21 protein-coding genes are annotated in these 21841 nt (G+C 37.7%); 10 read left to right on the top strand and 11 right to left on the bottom strand.

Annotated elements, in window-relative coordinates; genetic code table 11:
• Positions 1-14: 14 nt before the first annotated feature.
• The 4 genes from ABXH06_RS10790 to ABXH06_RS10775 all read left to right on the top strand — a co-directional run bounded on the left by ABXH06_RS10790 (position 15) and on the right by ABXH06_RS10775 (position 6692).
• Positions 15-1166, top strand: a complete 1152-nt coding sequence (locus tag ABXH06_RS10790) for a FecR family protein (protein WP_353518217.1) — start codon at positions 15-17, stop codon at positions 1164-1166.
• Between the two features lie 22 nt (positions 1167-1188).
• The gene (locus ABXH06_RS10785; protein WP_353518216.1) at positions 1189-3816 is read left to right on the top strand and encodes a cadherin-like domain-containing protein; all 2628 of its coding nucleotides are present in this window, start codon (positions 1189-1191) and stop codon (positions 3814-3816) included.
• A gap of 13 nt (positions 3817-3829) precedes the next feature.
• Positions 3830-6139: a CHASE2 domain-containing protein gene (locus tag ABXH06_RS10780; protein WP_353518215.1), complete on the top strand. Its 2310-nt coding sequence runs from the start codon at positions 3830-3832 to the stop codon at positions 6137-6139.
• Positions 6140-6299: 160 nt separating this feature from the next.
• Positions 6300-6692 (top strand): MAPEG family protein, encoded by a 393-nt coding sequence (locus ABXH06_RS10775; RefSeq protein ID WP_311576749.1) that lies wholly within the window; start codon positions 6300-6302, stop codon positions 6690-6692.
• A 38-nt stretch (positions 6693-6730) separates the two neighbouring features.
• Here the strand turns inward: ABXH06_RS10775 and ABXH06_RS10770 are convergent, their stop codons facing one another.
• The 11 genes from ABXH06_RS10770 to hisG form a co-directional block, all read right to left on the bottom strand.
• The gene (locus tag ABXH06_RS10770) at positions 6731-7198 is read right to left on the bottom strand and encodes a GNAT family N-acetyltransferase (RefSeq protein WP_353518214.1); all 468 of its coding nucleotides are present in this window, start codon (positions 7196-7198) and stop codon (positions 6731-6733) included.
• A gap of 80 nt (positions 7199-7278) precedes the next feature.
• Positions 7279-7581 (bottom strand): DUF6559 family protein, encoded by a 303-nt coding sequence (locus tag ABXH06_RS10765; RefSeq protein WP_353518213.1) that lies wholly within the window; start codon positions 7579-7581, stop codon positions 7279-7281.
• A 174-nt stretch (positions 7582-7755) separates the two neighbouring features.
• On the bottom strand, positions 7756-8634 hold the full coding sequence (locus tag ABXH06_RS10760) for a hypothetical protein (protein WP_353518212.1): 879 nt from the start codon (positions 8632-8634) through the stop codon (positions 7756-7758).
• Positions 8635-8791: 157 nt separating this feature from the next.
• On the bottom strand, positions 8792-9412 hold the full coding sequence (gene hisIE / locus ABXH06_RS10755; protein ID WP_311576740.1) for a bifunctional phosphoribosyl-AMP cyclohydrolase/phosphoribosyl-ATP diphosphatase HisIE: 621 nt from the start codon (positions 9410-9412) through the stop codon (positions 8792-8794).
• The gene (gene hisF, locus ABXH06_RS10750; protein ID WP_311576737.1) at positions 9406-10182 is read right to left on the bottom strand and encodes an imidazole glycerol phosphate synthase subunit HisF; all 777 of its coding nucleotides are present in this window, start codon (positions 10180-10182) and stop codon (positions 9406-9408) included. Before hisF ends, hisIE begins: the two co-directional genes overlap by 7 nt.
• Positions 10164-10901: a 1-(5-phosphoribosyl)-5-[(5-phosphoribosylamino)methylideneamino]imidazole-4-carboxamide isomerase gene (gene hisA, locus ABXH06_RS10745; protein WP_353518211.1), complete on the bottom strand. Its 738-nt coding sequence runs from the start codon at positions 10899-10901 to the stop codon at positions 10164-10166. Before hisA ends, hisF begins: the two co-directional genes overlap by 19 nt.
• Positions 10902-10905: 4 nt before the next feature.
• Positions 10906-11529 (bottom strand): imidazole glycerol phosphate synthase subunit HisH, encoded by a 624-nt coding sequence (gene hisH / locus ABXH06_RS10740; RefSeq protein WP_311576732.1) that lies wholly within the window; start codon positions 11527-11529, stop codon positions 10906-10908.
• Positions 11529-12611, bottom strand: a complete 1083-nt coding sequence (hisB, locus tag ABXH06_RS10735; RefSeq protein WP_353518210.1) for a bifunctional histidinol-phosphatase/imidazoleglycerol-phosphate dehydratase HisB — start codon at positions 12609-12611, stop codon at positions 11529-11531. Before hisB ends, hisH begins: the two co-directional genes overlap by 1 nt.
• A gap of 2 nt (positions 12612-12613) precedes the next feature.
• Positions 12614-13726 carry a histidinol-phosphate transaminase gene (gene hisC / locus ABXH06_RS10730; protein WP_353518209.1) on the bottom strand — a complete coding sequence of 371 codons (1113 nt, stop codon included), beginning with the start codon at positions 13724-13726 and terminating at the stop codon, positions 12614-12616.
• Position 13727: 1 nt separating this feature from the next.
• Entirely contained in the window at positions 13728-15035 is a 1308-nt protein-coding gene (gene hisD / locus ABXH06_RS10725) for a histidinol dehydrogenase (RefSeq protein ID WP_353518208.1), read from the bottom strand.
• Positions 15036-15072: 37 nt separating this feature from the next.
• Complete coding sequence (hisG, locus tag ABXH06_RS10720) at positions 15073-15972, bottom strand: ATP phosphoribosyltransferase (RefSeq protein ID WP_353518207.1); 900 nt, start codon at positions 15970-15972, stop codon at positions 15073-15075.
• A gap of 493 nt (positions 15973-16465) precedes the next feature.
• Between hisG and ABXH06_RS10715 the strand changes: the two genes are divergently transcribed.
• The 6 genes from ABXH06_RS10715 (at position 16466) to ABXH06_RS10690 (ending at position 21841) form a co-directional block, all read left to right on the top strand.
• Positions 16466-16834 (top strand): hypothetical protein, encoded by a 369-nt coding sequence (locus ABXH06_RS10715; protein ID WP_353518206.1) that lies wholly within the window; start codon positions 16466-16468, stop codon positions 16832-16834.
• Between the two features lie 193 nt (positions 16835-17027).
• A complete protein-coding gene (locus ABXH06_RS10710; protein WP_353518205.1) occupies positions 17028-17954 on the top strand; it encodes a tetratricopeptide repeat protein in 927 nt (308 codons plus the stop codon).
• A gap of 97 nt (positions 17955-18051) precedes the next feature.
• Positions 18052-19992, top strand: a complete 1941-nt coding sequence (gene yoaA, locus ABXH06_RS10705; protein ID WP_311576710.1) for a DNA repair helicase YoaA — start codon at positions 18052-18054, stop codon at positions 19990-19992.
• A gap of 1 nt (position 19993) precedes the next feature.
• The gene (gene tsaB / locus ABXH06_RS10700) at positions 19994-20692 is read left to right on the top strand and encodes a tRNA (adenosine(37)-N6)-threonylcarbamoyltransferase complex dimerization subunit type 1 TsaB (protein WP_353518204.1); all 699 of its coding nucleotides are present in this window, start codon (positions 19994-19996) and stop codon (positions 20690-20692) included.
• 57 nt (positions 20693-20749) lie between these two features.
• Complete coding sequence (locus tag ABXH06_RS10695) at positions 20750-21148, top strand: hypothetical protein (RefSeq protein WP_353518203.1); 399 nt, start codon at positions 20750-20752, stop codon at positions 21146-21148.
• A 27-nt stretch (positions 21149-21175) separates the two neighbouring features.
• The gene (locus ABXH06_RS10690; protein WP_311576697.1) at positions 21176-21841 is read left to right on the top strand and encodes a M50 family metallopeptidase; all 666 of its coding nucleotides are present in this window, start codon (positions 21176-21178) and stop codon (positions 21839-21841) included.

Here is a 21841-nt window from a genome sequence, read left to right as displayed (position 1 = left end):
TGTTGGAGTTAACTATGAATAAACTACTCGTTGTATTTACTACTTATGTATTCTTTTTACCTGTTTTACAGGCAAGTGAAAATGCGGGTAAAACCATTATGGCCAAAGGAACGGTGAATGCTGAAATGAAGCAAAACATCCGTGAATTAACCAGAAGATCGCCGATTTTTACTGAAGATTTAGTTAAAACAGCGATAAATAGTGCGACGCAACTTAGAATGATTGACGGTGGTTTATTATCTATTCAGCAACAAAGTCAATTAGCGATTAACCAATATGAATTTAATCAAGAAACTCATCATGGCAATGTTTCTATGTCATTGCTTAAAGGAGGTTTACGAACTATCACAGGGTCTTTAAACAAGGCTTCTGGTAATTACACCATGCAGACACCTGTGGCGAGTATTGGGGTTCGAGGAACACATTATGAAGCTGAGTTGCTTGACGGTGATTTATATTTAGCTACCTGGGAAGGCATCATTGATATCGATGTGCTTGCGGGCACCGAAAATCAACAATTTTCCTTGGGTCCAGAATTACCTCATAAATTTGCTATTGTCCGAGTTGACGGCAGTGTTGAGTTTTTATTAACCGTCCCTGCTGTATTTTCAGAAGGTCATAGTCATGATTTAGCCGAGAATACAGTAATGACCGTAAGGACAGATGATATTTTACCCACATCGGATAGTTTGTTCATTGGGGATGAAATTTATTATGCACCCGCATTAGAAAATAAAGGCGCACAAACTTTTTTTGGCAATGAACTTCAAGTTTCAACTTTAGGATTAGAGCCTGAAATAAGTCGCAGTGGTGAAATACTCTTCTCTGAGTTAGAACAATCCTCTGTTGTTAGCAGTAGTGGCGAAATTAGTGATCTTGCGATTTCAATGAATATTAATTTTGATACGGCTCGAGTGTCAAATGGTCAAATTTCATTCAATGATAATGGTGGTGAATGGTTTGCAGCGATGGACGGTATTATAGAACAAGGTGAATTAGATTTAAGTATCAACTTTGCATCTCATAATAATGCATTAGCGAGTGGTGAAATTAATGGTTATTTAATTAATCAAGGGCACGGGGTCTTAGGGAGCTTTACTTTGGCGGAGTTACTTAACCCTGAGGTTAATGCCGGTGGCAGTTTTCTTTTAAATAGTCATGAGTAAGCTGGTGAAAGAGGATTTTATTATGTTTCGTATAGCAACTATTTTACTGCTCTCTTTGATGTTAAATGCGTGTGGCGGTGCTAGTGACAACGACTCAAACAACCAGCAAGTGGGAACATTACGAGAAAAGGCGAGTAATATCGTCAATAAAGGGAGTTTTACAAACCCATTACCTGGTGAAGTTGTTCAAGGCAATTTATTAATCACTTATTCGGTAACTTCCACAGAAACTATTACAGAGGTTCAATTACGCTTTGGCAACAATACATCGGGTTTTGCACTGTGCCAAGGCGAGAGTGATTGTCAAACGAAACTAAGCGATACTGTTAGTGGTATTAACCCTCGAAACTATGGCGCAAATACAGGTTTACAGGAAGTCAGTTTATGGATATTTAATGCCAATGGGCAAAGTACGAAAGTCGCGACTATCGAGATCAATTGGCAACCTAAAATTATTTCAGGGCTTGATATTTATCGCAGCTCTGACGGTAGTACTATTCGGGTCGATTGGACAAAAAATGAAAACTTAAATCGATATAATGTTTATCTTGCTGCAACCAGCGGCGTTAATCTAAGTAACTTTAATGATTTAGCCGAAGGGCAAGCACGGTTAGCTGTTGTTCAAGGCCCGATTGAGTTTAGTAACTTATCAGAAGATGTTACTTATTATGTTTTAGTGACAGGCATTGACGGCTCAGGGGAAAGTGCTTTTAGTGAAGAACAACAGGTGGTTCCAAATGATACGCCGGTTGAGCCTCCTGTAGATCCTCCTGTCGAACCTCCAGTCGCAGTTGTTGATAGATATGATGCAATAGAAAATACCACACTTTTGATTGAAGCGAATCAAGGGGTATTATTAAATGATTATGATCCTCTGGATCAAACAATTCCTGTCGATGTTAATCTTGTGCAAGCACCTCAAAACGGCCAAGTTACCCTACAAACTTCAGGCGCATTTGAATATTCACCGAATGCTAACTTTTTAGGACGTGATAATTTTACTTATCAAATAGCGAACCATACGGGAGGTAGTGCACAAGCAAACGTTTCAATAGACGTTGCGGCATTGAAAGCTCCTATTTCTGGTCACTCAATAACAATTAATAGTCAATTAAGATATTCGGGATTAGGGGAAGAATTACCACAAGGCAGTAGTATTGGAACAGGACGTTATTCTTTGGGAAATTGTGTACAGCATATCGATACTATATGTACTGTTATCGGTGACTATGTAGAGAATAATACTGGTGGAACACAAGGCCAGTATGCATTTACCATGACATATGGTGGGGTCGGAGTATCACCTGTTTTAGCGCACTCTATTTCCGCTGGTAGTAATATTTTATCATTTACTGATGTTGGTGACGCTATTTTCCAATTAAGTCTATTTCCTGAAAGTGGAGGAGTCATTGTTGGTCAATTTCCTGAGCCTGTTTTTAGCGAATCCATCAATTTTGGCGCAACCATTAATAATGATGAAACTTGTCAAAATTTACCACCTGGACAAGCATGCACGATTGGCCAAACAGGATTAAATGCAGGAAGCGAATTAGTGGCGTCACTTAACCAACTGACATTTGATATTCCTAATTCATCGTTAGGCACAGGTGCGAATCAATTACCTTTAGCGTTTGATGATCAATACCAATTAACGACCAATACACCTTTAACTATTGCTCAACCGGGTGTGCTACTGAATGACCTAGATGATGATGTAGCTGTCGTGGGAGATCAGCTTAAGGTTTATAGTCAATTTAATCCAACAATGGGCGCATTAGTCGGCTTGGGATATGACGAATTTCGTCAGTTAACGTATTTATATCCGTCACAAGGGGCAGGTATTTATGTTTATGATCGCAGTGGCACGCAATTACGCGCATTAACTATTCCCGGAGAGCCTGCAGATGATTTTGATCTTGAGGTGGCTGCTGAAAGTTTAATGATAGCCAATACTCTTATCCCTCAAGGGGCTATTTTAGTTATCAATGGTGAAACTGATGTTGCTGAAATATACGCCTTAGATCCGGTCAGTGGTGTTGAGTTAGCTCAACTAACAACAGCCTTTGGCAACAGTCATGTGGTTGGTGGTACCTACAATACTAAAACGAACAGTTTATTTTTGTTACAAGATAGGGTACCAGCGTCTGGTAGTAATACCATTGCCGAAATTAATGCTCAAACAGGTGTTGTGATAAATACTTTTGAATTAAGTAATACGGAGCATTCGTTCAGTGTTCATTTTGGTGATATTTCATCTGATCCCCTTACCGGAAATTTATATGTGATCAGCAGCATCGAAAATGTTATTGCTGAATATAGTACGACAGGCGATTTTCTCCGTAATATTAATTTGCCACAAGGAGTGGCACAAGTGAGCGGCATTGAATTAAGTCATAACGGTAGCCAAGTTTGGCTTAGTGCAAATACGGGTGAAGTTTTTGAATTAACATTCGATAATAATGGCGAATTACCTAAATTTATTGCAGAGATAAAACAACAGCCCAGTCATGGCTCTGTCGTACTAAAAAGTGATGGCAGTTTTACTTACACACCTGAAAATAATTTTACCGGCCAAGATAGCTTTGTATATTTATGTCATGATCAAAATGGCGGGGTAAGCTCTGCAACTGTGGTATTAAATGTCAATTGAAACAAGCTAGAAGGTGCCGCAGATAAAACTTTATTCAACGTTAACTAAACATCATTTCTTAGCTGTAGCAACGCTTATTTTTTGCTTAACGGTTAGTTTGCAGTTTTTTAGCCCTGCTATTATTGCTCAGGTTGTTAATCGACTTGATGGTCTGGTTTATGATTTAAAAATTAAATTACTGGCCCCACAAACTACAAATTTAACCAATATTCAAATTGTTGATATTGACGAAGAAAGTATTGCACACTTTGGTCGTATGCCTTGGTCACGCGAAAAATTTGCTAAATTAACCCAAACCCTCACTGAACAAGGCGCCATTGTTATTGTTTACGATATTCTATTTTCTGAATCACAAGATAGCCCTGTAAAAGATATTACTCGTGTTTTACCGCAACTAAGTCAGAATGAGCAAATGCTTCTCAATGATTATTTTGATTATGATGGCGCTTTTGCTTTATCAATGGCAAACAATGACATAGTACTTGCCAATTTATTTCATTATCACAACAAAATTAAAGTAGGTGGCTTTGTAAAAAAAAGCCGGGTAATGAATGATGCTTCACAAAACAGGTTTGCTGATCAGAGTATTTCGCAAAAGAGTATTGATGCCGATAATATGGCTAAAAGAAGTCATTTAGTTAAAAGCACTAGTTCATCAGAGAATAGCAACACGCTACAAGAAAACTTTGTGACATTCACTGGTTATACAAATCCTATCACCCGTTTTTCAAAAGTAGCTGCAGGTCAGGGCTTTATGAATGCCATAACTGATTTTGATGGTGTTGTAAGGCGTACTCCCTTAGTTATTGAATATGAGCAACATTTATTTCCTTCTTTAGCGTTAGAAGCCTTTCGCGTTTATAGTTTAGTTGATCAGATAAACATCGAATGGGAGCAATCAAACAATGCCTACTTTGAAGGGGTAACCATAGGAAATGTCACTATACCTACTGATGACTCTGCACAGATATTGATCCCTTATCGTGGTCAAAAAAATCACTATACCTACACTTCTGCTGCCGATTTAATTCAAGGAAAAGTAACGGATAACCGTTTTGAACAAGCGGTAGTTTTTGTTGGTACTTCAGCCATTGGCTTAGCTGATTTACAAACTACGCCCGTGAGTGTGAATTATCCAGGAGTGGAAATTCATGCAACAGTATTCGATGCACTAATGTCCCCAAACAACATACCGTATCGGCCTGATTGGTGGAAAGGGGCAATATTTATTCAATTAATGATCATTAGTTTACTGTGTTTGCTGGTATTTCCTCATAAAGATGCCTTGTTCAGCGTTGTTTTCACCGTGCTGATTATAATTAGTGTTATTACGGTAAATTTATCCCTTTGGCGAATTTACAGGATAGATTTACCAATCGTAGTTTTACTATTACAAACCTTGATATTTGCAACTTATTTCATTGGTTATGGCTTTTTTAGCGAATCTAATCGACGAAAAGTGATTAAATCTATGTTTGCTCAATATGTTCCTGGTGCGCATATTGATAAATTGTTGTCCGACTCAACGGCCATTAATCTTGAAGGAGAAAGGAAAACATTATCGGTGATGTTTTGCGATATTAGAAACTTTACTTCGATCTCTGAATCTATGCCAGCGAATGAACTTAAGGATTGGCTAAATAGTGTTTTCTCTCCGCTAACCAATGAAATATTGCGAAAAGACGGCACTATTGATAAATATGTTGGCGATATGATCATGGCATTTTGGGGAGCCCCTATCACTGATGAACTCCATAGCCAGAAAAGCATTCATGCTGGACTTGAAATGTTATCGAACTTAACCAAGTTAAATGAGGAGTTTATTCAACAAGGCAAACCAAGTGTGAGTATTGGAATTGGTATCAATACCGGAGAGATGAATGTCGGTGATATGGGCTCTGACTTTAGAAGAAGTTACACGGTTATAGGAGATGCGGTTAATTTAGCTTCTCGTTTAGAGGGGTTAACAAAATTCTATGGAGTTGAGTTATTGGTTAGTGAATTTACTCAGCAACAAGCCCCAGACTTTAATTATTTACTGGTTGATAAAGTAAAGGTCGTTGGTAAAAGTACACCGATATTCATTTATACGGTGCTCAAGGATGAACAACAGGTAACATCAGACGATTTTAAATGTTTTTCTTTAGCGCAAAAATATTATTTTAATCAACAGTTTGAACTATCTGAACAGGCATTTAATCAGATTAACCCTGACTTTAATTTTTCCCCACTTGTCAGTATTTATTTAAAAAGAATCGAAGCGTATAAATGTGAACCACCGAATGAACATTGGGATGGAAGTTATCAACATATAAAGAAATAACTTCACATCTGCTCAAGTTAATAGTTAATACCTCATTCTAAACTAGCGCATTTTTCTGTCATTCTCGGCAATTATTTATTTTTCTTCACGTTAAATTCGTTATTATCTATAAAGGATCTATTGCTTTTCAATGGACATCATTTGTAGGACTTAGTTTAAAATGACTTTATCTATAACAGGGTTATACCTTTCATTATTGGGCTTACTTTATATCGTGCTAGCGGTTCGGATTATAAAACTTCGCTTTCGATTTCAAACCGGCATTGGTGACGGTGGCCATGAGCCTTTGGCACAAGCGATTAGAGTGCACGGCAATTTTGCCGAATATACGCCGATCGTTTGTTTATTACTGGCATGTGCTGAAATTAATGGTAGTGGGCAAATGTTACTACATGTTATCGGCGGTGCATTTTTCATTGGAAGAGTGTTACATAGCATTGGCATAACGCATTCAATTGGGCCAAGTAAATTTCGTACTCTAGGGATGTTGTCGAGTTTTATTTCAATTATTGTTTTAGCTATTGAAAATATTCGACTGTTTATGTTTGTGTAGCTACATTAATGGAAAATAAAAGACAGCTTACTTTTCAGCTAAGCTGTCTTTGTCATGGATATATGTGCAATACCGTCTTCTAAATACATTTCTGAGCACTTATTAAATCCGTGGCGATTATAAAATTGCTCTAGATGTTCTTGGGCAGATATTTTGACGCCTTGTTTCGGAAAAAACTCAGCGCATACATCTAATGACTTTTCGATCAATTGATGTGCAATGCCATTTCCTCTAGCTTGTTCGGCAATAATGACACGTCCTATTGCAGGATGCGTTTGATAACTAACACCTTTAGCTAAAACTCTGGAATAGGCGATCATTTCACCTTGATCGCTATATAAAAATATATGACGAGTTTCTGGATGTCGATCGAGATTGTCTAAATCAGGGTAAAAACAAGTTTGTTCTACAACAAAAACGTCAATACGTAATTTTAATACATCGTATAATTCATCTAAAGTGAGCTGTTTAAAGGTTTTGACTTGCCAATGGTGAGAGGTAGACATAATGAAACATGATCAAATAATAAAAAATTATTTCATCATGTTTTCTTCATTTTGTATAGATAAAAGCAAATGATTTATTACTAAGAAGCGGGTTGTAATACTTTAAGAGCACCTTGAAAGTGCTTTTTATTTATATAACCCAAAATTTCTTGTTTGTATTCAGTAATATTTAACTGTGGAAATTCATTATGAAAAGTAGTTTCAATTGCTTTAGGATCGAGAAATAAAATATAACCGAGTGGTAAATATTTAGGGTTAAAGTCTTGTTGATATACGATAGTTCTGATTTCAGAAGCACTATAAAAGTCGCGCTTGCCAAACCTTTTTTCTAAATAAGGAAGTAATTTTGTACCGTATTTTTTTAGGGACCAATATTTAAACATTGCTATTCCTTAGCGGTTAGTTAGTTCCATAAATTCTAGGGCGCATATATTACAATTATGTTAATAAAAGTTCAATAATTTTTGATGAAAATGTGACAAATTTAGGCAAGGCATGAAGCCGAGAATAAAAGGTTGAAAAGGAGCATGAATTATTATGTCGGGTTTATCAATGCACTATTTATTGAGAATATGGATTGTATTTTTATCAACAAAAAATCCCGCTTGTTGGTATGCGCGGCTAATGTGCTTTTCTTTTCTAAGTGCTTGTAAACCAATATTAATAGCCTTAATTGCCTCAGCGCCCAGCGGGTGCTTTTTGCTGATCACATAATGTCTACTATCCTTTAATTCAATCCCGATATTTTTAACCGGGACTAAATGAATTTTATTCATGGTAAAAGATTGATCTTTTGTGGAATGAAACGCCATTAGCATAAAATCAATCCAGCCTAAATTTACCATTCTTGCTTGGCTAAGCCATTCATCTTCATGGATCAAATCTTTTAATGGGAGTGCTTGTAAGGTTTTCCAGTCTGTAGCCCATCGGGGAGTAGAAACCGCTGTAAATTGAGCTAAATCTTCAAGTGACTTTATCTCGAGCACTGCTTTATTATTGGGGTTGGTATAGATCCCGGCAATATATTCACCTTTGTTTATTAGTGGCAGTGAAATATGGACATCGTTGACCAATTTTTTTGCATCTGATAACCAATATGAGTCAAAGCTTATTAGTAACTTTCCTTCTTCTAGTAACTTGGTATTTCTAAAGTTTAATTTTCCTGGAATGTATTCAAAAGTATGTTTAAAGCCGCCTATTTTCAGGGCTTGTTGCGCAATGATCATATCTACCACATCACGACGGATTGTTTTACCTGAAAAATTTTTAATTGATAAAATATCTCTGCCATCGACAAACTTCTCATAATCATAAAAAACATCATCACGAATAAAAATAGTCACTTTTTCTGCATGACTTTGAAAAGAAAAAACTAAACTTTGCAGCACAAAGCAGGGAATGAAAAAACAGAATTTTGAGGTAAGTTTTATTAACATAAAATAACTTAAAGTCGATTTGAGTAAAAAGAATGTATTAAATGTTTATTAAATCCCAAGCGGTAACTAGCAGTATAGCCTTGCAGAAAAATAAAGGCATCTTCTTTTATCTCGAAGATGCCTTTGTTGGGATATTTTGCCAAGCTCAAATGATAGGTTATTTTTGATGTCTTTTTTGTAAGACTTCCATAACTTCTGACATGTCTATATTTTGATCTTGTAGTAAAACCAGTGTGTGATAGAACAAGTCAGCGCATTCACCTAATAGATCTTCTTTGGTTTCAGCCACAGCTGCGAGCGCAACTTCAACACCTTCTTCACCGACTTTTTGTGCCATTTTTGTTGTTCCGCGAGAAAATAAATGTGCGGTATAGCTGTCTTCTGGCGCATCGTTTTTACGGCTTTTTATGACCTCTTCAAGTTGACTTAAAAAGTTTTGTTGGCTAAGTGACTGTTCTGGAAAACAAGACTCTGTGCCTAAATGACAACTTGGCCCAATTGGCTCACAAGCAATGAGTAAGCTGTCTTTATCGCAATCGGTTAATACTTGCTTTACGTTGAGAAAATGCCCAGACGTTTCACCTTTCACCCATAGCGCTTGTTTTGAGCGACTATAAAATGTGGCTTTTTCTGTGATTAACGTTTGTGATAATGAGGCTTGGTTCATATAACCTTGCATTAAAATTGCGCCGGTTTTGTGATGTTGAATTATGGCTGGGATCAGGTCGGCCATTTTTTCCCATGCTAATGTTTGAAGGTTTTCTTGGGTTACTAACATAGTCTAATTTCTACCTGATTTTGATTTAAAGTTTCTTTTAAAGTATCCATAGGAATAATACCTTTATGGAAGACACTTGCCGCTAGGGCTCCATCGACGTCAGCTTGTTTAAAAACATCAATAAAATGTTGGATTTCACCCGCACCACCTGAAGCGATTAAAGGCACGTTACAAACTTTACGTGCTTTCGTTAATTGCTCAAGGTCGTATCCTTGTCGAACGCCATCTTGATTCATACAATTTAACACAATTTCACCGGCACCACGCTGTTGAACTTCTTTGATCCAATCAAAGGTGGTCCACTTGGTTTGCTGTGTTTTATGTTCATCACCAGTAAATTGATAAACTTGATAAACGTTCGTTGCTTTATCATAAAAGCTATCGATACCGACCACTATACATTGTTGACCAAAAACATCTGCTAATCGAGATATCAAGGAAGGATCGCGAAGAGCAGGTGAGTTGATCGATATTTTATCCGCGCCCATCATCAATATTTCTTTAGCATCTTGCTCGGTTTTAATCCCCCCGGCAACACAAAAAGGAATATCAATCACTTCTGCAATTCTACTGACCCAACTTTTATCAACAACGCGTTCGTCTGAGCTGGCGGTAATATCATAGAAAACCAATTCATCAGCACCAGCTTCAGCATATTTTTGTGCAAGTGGCACTATATCGCCAATAATTTCATGGTTACGAAATTGCACACCTTTCACTACTTTTCCGTCTCTCACATCAAGACAGGGGATTATGCGTTTGGCCAACATGCGATTGCCTCCTCAAGGGTAAATTTACCTTCAAGTAAAGAGCGACCTAAAATTACGCCGCTAACTCCTGTAGGGATCAAAGCTTTAATATCGTCTAAACAGCCTATACCACCAGAAGCTTGCCATTGTATGTCAGGATATTTTTTACAAACTTCATGATATAACTCGACATTTGTGCCTGTTAATGTCCCGTCTTTACTGATATCAGTACAAAGCACATGTTTGATTCCTGCGTCTTGGTATTGCGCTAATAAGTCCTCTAAATTAACACCACTGTCTTCTATCCAGCCATGAGTCGGTAAGGTTTTATTTCCTTGTTCATCAATTTTTATATCAAGTGCTAAAACGATTTTTTCACTGCCATACGTTTTAAGCCATTCACTGACTAAGTCAGGTTGCTTTATGGCTAAGCTACCGATAACGACTCGATCTGCCCCTAAATCTAGTAGTTGTTTGACGTCGTCTTCACAACGAACACCACCGCCTACTTGAATGGTCATACTTGGATGTTTTACCACGGTTTTCAGGGTTTCAAGTTGACGTTTAGTACTATCTTTCGCACCATCTAAATCAACAAAGTGCATAACAGTAGCGCCAGATTTTGCATAAGCTTGTTGACGTTCTTGTACGGTATATTGGTAATTGGTTTTCTGTGCGTAATCACCTTGAAATAAACGAACAACTTCGCCGTTTATTAGATCAATTGCAGGGATCATCATAATGTTATATCTCTAAAAAATTTTTAATTATTTTACTGCCTAATTCACTTGATCGTTCAGGATGAAATTGGCAGCCAATAAAATTGTCTTTGGCAATAGCCGCGGAAAACTCTGAGCCATACTGACAACTTGCTACGGTATATTCACTTACTGGTGCGGCAAAACTATGAACAAAGTAAAAATAATCACCGACATTAATACCAGCAAAGACAGGGTGATCACTGACTGACGTTAACGTATTCCAACCCATATGAGGTAAACGTAATGATTGGGCATTAAGTGGCGTTACCTCTGTGGGAATTAACTTTAAGCACTCTACGGTTTCGCCATTACTATTTTCTGCCGATGAATTGGTCATCAATTGCATGCCTAAGCAAAAGCCTAAAACAGGTTGCGTTAATTGCTGTAACGTTTCAACTAAGCGTTTTTTAATGATATTGTCCATGGCGTGTTTTGCACTACCTACGCCGGGAAATATCACTTTATCTGCTTGTTTTATCAGTGTTGTATCGTCAGTGATCGTCGCTTGATAACCTAAACGTGCTACGGCAAATTTCACCGAGGATAGGTTGGCACAACCGGTATCAACAATAACGATCTTATGTTGTGTTATTGCAGTCTTCGCCATTAAAGCGTTCCTTTTGAGCTAGGTAAAACGTCGCCACTTACCGTGATTGCTTGACGCAAAGCGCGACCAAATACTTTAAACAAACTTTCAACTTGGTGATGACAATTACCTTCAGAGGTTGATAAATGTAGCGTTATTGCCATAGAGTCAGCCAATGAACGGAAAAAATGCGACACCATTTGCGTTGACATTTGACCGACGTTTTTATCGGTAAAATTTGCATCAAACTCAAGCCATGGACGACCTGACAAATCAATTGAGCATTCTGCTCGGCATTCATCCATAGGTAAAACAAAACCAAAACGACCAATACCACGTTTATCGCCTAATGCCTCTTTTAACGCTTGGCCAAGCGCTAGAGCGGTGTCTTCTACACTGTGGTGTTCGTCGATATGATAATCACCATCAACACTGATCTCCATTGAAAAACCACCGTGTGTCGCAATTTGTTCAAGCATATGGTCAAAAAATCCCAAACCAGTTTTGATATTCACTTGACCCACTTTATCTAAATTTACCGCAACATTGATGTCGGTTTCTTTTGTGGTTCTGACAATATTAGCGGTACGTGATTGAGTTAATAATTGTTCGGCAATGTCAGTCCAATTAAGCGAGTCGCGATTATATTTGATGCCTTGAATGCCCATATTGGCAGCCAATTGCATGTCGGTTTCTCGGTCGCCAATAACAAATGAATTGGCAAAATTCACTTTTCCTTGTTGTAAATAATCACTAACCAAACCTAATTTAGGTTTGCGGCAGCTACAGTTATCTTCATCAAAGTGAGGGCAAAGTAGTACTTCGTCAAATTGCACGCCTTGTGAAGTAAATATATCCATCATTTTGTTGTGAGGTAAATCAAAATCGGCTTGTGGATAGCTGTCTGTTCCTAAACCATCTTGGTTAGAAACCATCACTAAATGGAAGCCTTTTTTTTGTAATGATAACAAAACCGGTACTACGTTAGGTTCAAACACAAGTTTTTCTAGGCTATCGACTTGTTTATCTGTGATGGGCTCTTCAATTAAGGTACCGTCACGATCAATAAATAATATATTTTGGTTTTTAGCGTTCAGTGCCATGATTATTTCTCTTCTTTCAATTTGTTATTTATCGCCGTGGCGATAGTTTGCTTTAAAATGGATAACTCACGTTCACTGCCGATACTAATTCGTAAACAGTCGGCCAGTTGTAATTGCTTAGATTGATCGCGAATTAAAATACCTTGTTGCTCAAGGCAGCTAAAAATAAACGCTTTTGTTTCAGTATTGACTGTTTTAAATAACACAAAATTTGAATCGCTGGGATATACTTTATGACACCAAGCTTGCTCTTTTAACCACGTTGATAATTGCTCACGTAAAAGGTTGGTTTCTTGCACTCGATTACTGACTTGTTTTAGCCCTTGTGAAGTTAGCGCCGAACTGGCAATTTCAGCAACAGGTGCAGCAATAGGGTAAGGAGCAATGACTTTACTTAACATCTCAATAATATCGGCATTTGCTAAAGTAAAACCACAACGTAAGCCTGCTAATGCAAAAGCTTTTGAAAGGGTTCTTAACACCACTAATTGTGGGTACTGTTCAAGCCATTTGATAGCTGTGTTTTCAGGACTAAATTCAATATAAGCCTCATCAACAACTACGATGGCGCTGTCACCAAACATATCAAGCGCAGATTTAATTGAGCTTTCGGTTAGCAAATTTCCGGTTGGATTACCTGGTGAGCACAAAAAAACGACTTTGACTTTGCCTACTTGGGCTTTTAATGCGGTTAAATCAAGTTGCGATGTTTCAGCAATAAGAGGCACTTTAATAATATCAGCGCCATGATTTTCAGCACTAATAGCATACATTCCATAGGTGGGAGGGCAGATTAATATACTGTCCTGATAAGCTTTACAAAACGTTCTAATTAATAACTCAATACCTTCATCTGCGCCGCGAGTCGCTAAAATATTTTTGTTGTTTAGCCCTGTGTAGTCGCTGTAAGCGTTTATTAAATTGTCTGGTTGAAAATCAGGATAACGGTTAATACAGTCACTATTTACTTGATAACTTCCAGCTCCCGACGCTTCATTTGCATTCAGCCAGATTTTAGACGAGAACTCACTGCCACCGGCATACAAGCGACGTGCTGATTGATACGGCACCATATCAACAAGTTCTTCCCTGGCAAGTTTTTTCGCAATAGTCATCTTAAACTCCTTGCTCTTCAAGTCGAATAGTCACGGCACGTTTGTGACCATCTAAACCTTCTGCATCGGTAAGTTCAGTGATGCACTCGGCTAAATTAGATAAACCGGTTTTTGTGATTTCTTGCACAGTATATCGTCGAGAGAAATCGGCTAATGATAAACTTGAGATAACTTTTGAATAACCATAGGTAGGTAATACGTGGTTTGTGCCACTAGCATAATCGCCGGCAGACTCAGGGGTATAAGCGCCGACAAAAATGGAACCTGCATTTCTCAGTTTCCTGAGTAAAGCTTGAGCATTTTCAGTTTGAATAATTAAATGCTCTGGGCCATAAAGATTAGATACTTCAACCGCTTCAACTAAATCGGCAGTTAAAATTAAGCGACTTTGTGTTAATGCCTGTTCGGCTATCGAGCGACGAGATAAAATAGCCACTTGCGCGAGTAATTGACTTTGTACGGCTTCGATAAGCGTTGGACTGTCAGATAATAATATTACTTGGCTATCAGGGCCGTGCTCCGCTTGTGACAATAAATCTGCAGCAACAAAGGCAGGATTTGCCTTTTCATCAGCAATCACTAACACTTCAGAAGGGCCTGCTGGCATATCGATAGCAAAACCGTTTACTTGTTGAGAAAGTTGTTTTTTTGCTTCGGTAACGTATTTATTTCCTGGGCCAAAAATTTTATTAACCGCCTGAATAGTCTCAGTGCCAAACGCTAACGCAGCACAACCTTGCGCGCCACCAACGCTATATATTTCATCGATTTCACATAACTCAGCAGCTACAAGCACTTCGTTAGCTAAGTTTCCTTGCTGATCGGGTGGGCAAACTAAAACCGTACGAGGGCATTGGGCAAGTTGTGCTGGAACACCTAACATCAATACCGTTGACGGTAATGGTGCGCTGCCTGCTGGAATATATAAACCAACACTTTCAATGGCTTCTGTTTTTAAGGTACAACATACACCGGGCGTAGTTTCAACTGTAATATCTTTAGCGATTTGCGCTTGGTGAAATCGTCTAATTTGTTGATAAGCCGTTTTTATTGCTTGGTATCTTTTTGTCGATAACGCTTTTTTGGCGGCATCAATTTGTGCTTGGCTAACCGATAATTTAGTGAGCTTTACCCCATCAAATTTTTCAGTTAATTCAAAAAGTGCTTTATCACCATTGTTTCGTACATTCGATAATATATTTTCAACTTGTTGCGACAGTAATCGACTTTCGCTTATGGCAGGGCGAGCAAGGGCGGTTTGCTGTTCTTGCTTTGATAAGGCCTGCCAGTTGATCATTTCGTTTTTCATTATTTCCAGTTCCTAACTACTATCAATAGTGTGACTATTAGCCCATCATTTTTTCTATTGGCATAACTAAAATTGAGTTACAGCCAAGGGAGTTAAGTTTTTCCATGGTTTCCCAGAAAAATGTTTCCGTTGCCACAACGTGCACTGCAACTAAATCATCACGACCAGCAAGCGGTAAAATAGTTGGCGTTTCTTTGCCTGGCATTAAAGCACTCACTTCGACAATTTTATCTTTTGGCGCGTGTAGCATAATGTATTTACTTTCTTTTGCTTTCATAACTCCTTGAATACGAGGCAATAAAGTATCGAGAATATTTTGTTTCTCAGGTGAAAGCGATGTAGCTGTTTGGATCAATGACGCTTTTGATTTAAAGATTTCTTCTACTTCAACTAAACCGTTCGCTTCAAGAGTTGCGCCGGTAGAAACTAAGTCACAAATGCCGTCAGCTAGGCCAACCCGAGGCGCGACTTCTACCGAGCCTTTTAATAAACAAAAATCAATATTAATGCCATTGGCTTTGGCAAAACGGTTTAATAATTGTGGGTAGGTGGTGGCAAAGCGCAAACCATCTAAACTTTGTATACCTTGATAATTAAAACCTTCTGGCATCGCAATTGATAAGCGACATCCGCCAAAATTTAAACCAGAAGTGCGAATATATTGGTGTTTTTGCCCCATTAATTCTCGTTCTAACGCGGTTTCTTCTAACGTATTATCACCGACAATACCTAAGTCACAGACTCCGTCCATCACTAAACCTGGGATATCTGAACTACGTACTCGCATGATATCTATCGGTAAATTGGTGACATGAGCAAGTAAACGACGATCTGATACGTTAAGTTTTAAACCACATTTTTTCAATAAGGCTTGGGTATCATCGCTTAAGCGCCCTGACTTTTGCATCGCGATACGTAATCTTGGTTCAGTTGTCATGTTACTACTTCCTTTATTAATGCTAATTTGGTGAAAACCTGTTTTTAATCTTTCAAATCTATATGTGTATATACAATTTTCAAAGCCATAAAATGCGAAAACCCCCGAGAGAGTTTGACTCTTTCGGGGGTTTAGAAACTGATATTTTTACTAACTAATCCACTGAAAGGTCAATAGCCCCTCAGCGAATAAACCTGAGCAGCTAATCCGTATGATGGTGGTGATGATGGATGCTGTTTAGGTTCATAATATTTAACGCTCGTTTGTTGTCTTTGTATTGTATCGTTGACTGACGAATTAAGCTTGCTTCGTCTTGTCATTACTTTTAATTGCTTTTTACATTACTGGTAATTTTAATTTAGGGCAAGTGTTAAATGTGATTGTTTTATGAATTTATCGTCTAAGTGTAAGTTATTTATTATACTTGCCGATACAGAGTCAAAGTACAAAGGTTATTTGAGACAATCACTGACTAATTGGTAAGGTGAATTTAGTGGATATTTTTACAACCGTGCTGGCAAAAGTAAGGCCAAACCCGATAAAGCCGGAAAAGCTTAGGGTAAAAGCGTTAGACAAAGATGCGGAAACTCAGAAGTTAAAAGAAGATCATGATCATTTAGAAAATCATGACTTGTATTTTATTCAAGGAAAAAAACAACACGACTCGCAACAAAAAAATCGGCAAGCAAAGCAAGGTACCAAAGAACCTACTACTCATGTGCATTCTGACAATGCTGACATTAATGATGAAAATATTATTCCATCTGAATCAGTCATCACAGATAAGCGGGAAATTTTACATCCAAACAAACCTCATGACGACGATGAAGAAGATATCAAACACTTAGATATTTTTATCTGATCTGAACACTCCAACATCTATAAGTATTTTACTTTATCTCACCACTTAACTTTTACGTTAACAACTTTTATTTTAACAACTTTTATTTTAACAACTCAACCTTATACGAAAGGCTTAGTATTTTATGTTGATGTTACGTTTAATTACTGATATTAATAGCTTAATAATTAAACGATAATGGTGATGAGTTACTGTGGTTAACTATCAAACAAATGAAACAATGGATAATTTTTTCAACCAACTGAAAAAATATATTTTGAATATCTATGTTTCAACAAACTTTTTTTCGTCCAATACCTTTATCGCTAACCTGCTTAAATTCGTTGTTCTTATACTGGTAGTATCTTTAATTGCTTTCAAGTATCAACAACATCACCATGAACAATCGCTTACTGAACAGCTCGTTTTATCACCTAGAATTGATGATATTTATTTTCTAGATTTTCGTTTATTTAATGAAAGTTTAAGACCAAAAGAAAAATATAGAATTGCCAAGGTCTTTGATATCACCGGTGATATTATTACATTACGTTACGGTGATTTATTGTTTCCAAGTAAGCATAAAGCTGCAGATAGTATTCGTTTTGGGCAATTAAGATACAATGAATATTTTCAGCCCGAACGCATTAACTTTTCACATCAAGAAATACAAGCATTAAGAAGTGCTGGCGCTATTTATCTAGTTAAACGACCTTGGCAAAATAAAGTATTTGGTAACTTCATCAGTCCCGCAACGCCTCCTGAAAACTCAAGTACCTTTATATTGGGTAAAAAAGAATATTTGTCTGGTGTCGCTTATTTTGAAGATCCGTATGACGAACAAGGTTTACATAAAGCATTCCAATATTTTACCCAGTCGGCAACATTAGGACTCCCAAAAGGGCAAATTCGTTTAGCACAAATGTATCTTGAAGGGCTTGCAACAGATAAAAATTTAGACCTTGCTTTATATTGGTTGCAACAAGCGGCATTGCAAAGTAACAAAAGAGCAATTATTAAATATGGCATTGTTTGTCAACAAGTTGAAAGTTGTAACTTGGTTGATTTTTATCAATTTTTAATCGAAAGCGGGGTGAATTTAAAAGTTAGAGAAATGCCCGTTAAACTTTCCTCTTCATGAGATTTAAATGTATGGAGTCAGAGGTTATTCGATGCAACTTTTGTTGGAATCAGTATAATGACGACAAATATTTTATCGAATGAGTTAACCTCACGATATGTCTCTTGTAGCACACGCTTTTTCTCAATCTGGCTTATTGGCTAAAATTCTTAAGGGCTATTCACCTCGTCAAGCTCAAATAGATATGGCGGTGGAAGTTGATTTAGCGATTGAAAATAAAGCAAGTTTAATTGTGGAAGCAGGCACGGGCACAGGGAAAACATTCGCTTATTTGATCCCGTCATTACTGTCTGAAAAAAAAATAATTGTCTCTACGGGTACCAAGAACCTTCAAGAACAACTTTTTCATAAAGATATTCCCCTCATACGAAAAGCCATGGCAACTAACGCGCAAATTGCTTTATTAAAGGGGCGGGCTAACTATTTATGTATTTATCGACTGGAACTTTATGTCAAAGAACGCGGTCAACTTGATGCTGCAATGCTGGCTGATTTTGTTAATGTTCGAAAGTGGGCCAATTCAACCACCAGCGGCGATATTGGCGAATTGGTGAATGTGGCTGAAGATTCTGGGATTTTTCCTTATGTGACAAGTACTGTCGATAATTGTTTAGCGAAAGATTGTCCGCATTTTGATGATTGTTATTTAATTAATGCTCGAAAGAAAGCAATAGATGCCGATGTGGTTGTGGTAAATCACCATTTGTTTTTTGCTGATATGGCCTTAAAAGATACTGGGTTTGGTGAATTAATTCCTAAAGCTGACGTTGTTATTTTTGATGAAGCACACCAAATTCCTGATATTGCAAGTGAGTATTTTGGCGAAGCGTTTTCTACCCGTCAGATCTTAGATTTATGCTCTGATGTTATTCAGCAGTTTCATACGGAATTAACCGATGTGAAACAATTAGGAAAAGCGGCGGAAAAATGCCAAAAAACAGCCCAAGAATTTAGGTTGTTATTTAATCATGATCCCGAGCGTGGTAATTGGCGTGAAAAAATTAATCTGCCTCGATTTAATCAGGCTTTTAAGAATTTAAAAACCGATCTAGATTTTTTATATCAGGTCATTAAATTGTGTTTATCTCGAAATGAAGCGATTGATAATTGCTTCGAACGTGCAGTGAATATACTGTCAAAATATGAGATAATGGCTAATGTTGAGCAAAATGGTATGAGTTTTTGGTATGAAACTACTCGTCGTCATGTTGTGTTACATTTAACGCCATTAAGTGTCGCGGAAAAATTCAGTGATTATATTAAAGATTCAAATGCTGGTTGGGTATTTACCTCGGCAACACTTGCTGTTAATGGCGGATTTGAACATTTCTCAGACCAATTAGGGTTAACACAAGCGACTACATTACTCGTAGATAGCCCTTTTGATTATATCAATCAATCCCAGCTGATCGTGCCACGTTATTTACCTGCTGCCAATCACCCTCAACGCGCTCAAGCACTTGCTAATATTGCTATGCCGTTAATTGAAGCAAGTCAGGGAGCTTGTTTCTTTTTGTTCACAAGTTATCGAATGTTAAACCAAGTCGCGGAAATATTATCAGAGCACATTCAAAACCCTTTACTTGTGCAAGGGCAAATGAGCAAACGCAAAATTCTTGATGAGTTTATCGCCAGGGATTCTGCGGTATTATTAGCAACAGCCAGTTTTTGGGAAGGTGTTGATGTCAGAGGGGACAAGCTCACCTGTGTTATTATTGATAAGTTACCTTTTGCGTCTCCAGACGATCCTATGTTACAAGCTCGAAGTGAAGATGTTCGTCGTCAAGGCGGTGATCCCTTTAGTGAAATTCAGTTGCCTCAAGCGGTCATTGCATTAAAACAAGGAGTTGGAAGGTTAATTCGTGATGTTACCGACCAAGGTGTCATGGTAATATGTGACGATAGATTAGTAACTCGTCCATACGGGCAAGTCTTTTTAAAAAGCTTACCAGATATGAGACGAAGCAGAAATATTGAAAAAGCGAGTCATTTTTTAGCGACCCTTACCTCAAATAATTTAACCATTGAAAAAGAATAGTATGTCAAAATATATTGCGATAGATGCTTCTACAGAAGCTTGTTCAGTTGCCATAAACCTTGAAAATCATTTGCACAGCGAATTTGAATTATGCCCGCAATCACATAGTGTAGTTTTGTTACCTATGGTTGATCGTTTATTAAAGCAAGCAAAAATAGGATTAGCTGAACTTGATGGTTTAGTTTTTGGTCGGGGCCCTGGAAGTTTTACTGGTGTTCGTATTGGTGTAGGTGTTGCGCAAGGTTTGGCATTTTCTGCAGAATTACCAGTTGTCGGTGTGTCAACGCTACAAACAATGGCACAACAAGCGTATGAAAAGTATCAACAAACTGAAGTCATTGCGGTAATTGACGCGAGAATGTCTGAAGTTTACGCCGGTTTTTATCAATTAAATGAGCACGGTGTTATGACTCCTGTTGTTGACGAAAAAGTCTTACCTCCTGCAGATCTAGCTGAATATCTAAACGCACATACACAAAAATCTTATGGCGTGGGTTCAGGTTGGGATGCTTATCCAGCTGAGTTATCATCGTTAAAAACGAATCCAGACTCTCCAGAAATATTATTTCCCGATGCCAGCGCTATGCTAACTATTGCTAAACATGAGTTTCAAGCAGGGAATGGTGTTAGTGCGGAGTATGCACAACCTGTTTATGTTCGCGATACCGTGTCTTGGAAGAAATTACCGGGCAGAGAATAAAACCATTATTTTATGATTATATTTTGTTTTCTTTCGAAAATTTGATAAATTTAAGTTATGCAAATTAATAGTGCTAGTTCATTTACCCCACAATCCGCATTGAATATAGGCGGAGAACAACAATCTCGCGTCAATGAACAGCGTGATCGTTTAGTGGTGCAACAAGAGCAAGAAAAAGCACGTCAACAGAACACACAAAATACTCAGCAAAATAATGACAATGAACGTTTGGATATTGATCCAGCGGCTATTGAACTCGTTGAACAAAATCAACAGCTAAATGCCAATGTTGACAATAATGCTCAAAGTCGAAGTCAAGCGCCTGAGTCACAAAAAGCGGGCTATGATCAACCATCCCAACAAAATTTAACGGCAGTATCTGCATATCAGTCGATTGGTGGAATTGCACAGAGAGACAGCATTCAAGAAACGTTTGGTGTTGACTTATATGCGTAATGCACTGCGTTAATTCTACATTACTTCATGTCTGAAAAGTTACCATCAACTTCTTTTTTTAATCAATATCGCTTTTGGATTATTTTCCTTTCAGCGGCACTCTTGCTTGAAGTTCCTATTGTTTCTTTACCGTTAAAGTGGTTTGAAAGTTATTTTCATGAAGTAAGTCATGGTATTGCAGCATTAGTGACGGGTGGTAGTATTATCAACATACAATTGTTTCCAAATGGTGCTGGATTATGTACTACGCAAGGTGGAAATCGGTTGTTAATTAGCTTTTTTGGCTATGCAGGAGCCGTATTTTGGGGTGTTGCTATTTATTATTTTGCCGCCATGCATCAACGTATTGCGCAAATATTTAGTGCGGTAATACTGATATTATTGCTATCAACCATTATTTTTTGGATTAGAGATTTACTTAGTTTTGCTATTATGGCGGTTTTATTGGTGGTAATAGTGTTAAAGTTTAAGCTCGAAAATTTACAATATTTTCAAATACTATTGCAATTGATTGGCACAAGCGTTTTATTAAATAGTCTGAAAAGTCCGTGGTATTTGATTGATGGCCGTTCAATAGGTGATGGCGCTTCATTAGCTCAATTAACGGGAATACCCGAATTTGTTTGGGTTTGTATCTGGTTTACTCTCGGTGGTATTGGGGTGCTAAAATTAACGCAATTAAAACCTCGTTAA

This window comes from Thalassotalea sp. SU-HH00458 (assembly GCF_040362795.1).
In the GTDB taxonomy this organism is placed as follows: Bacteria; Pseudomonadota; Gammaproteobacteria; order Enterobacterales; family Alteromonadaceae; genus Thalassotalea_H; species Thalassotalea_H castellviae.
This window is presented reverse-complemented; position numbering and strand designations above follow the sequence as displayed.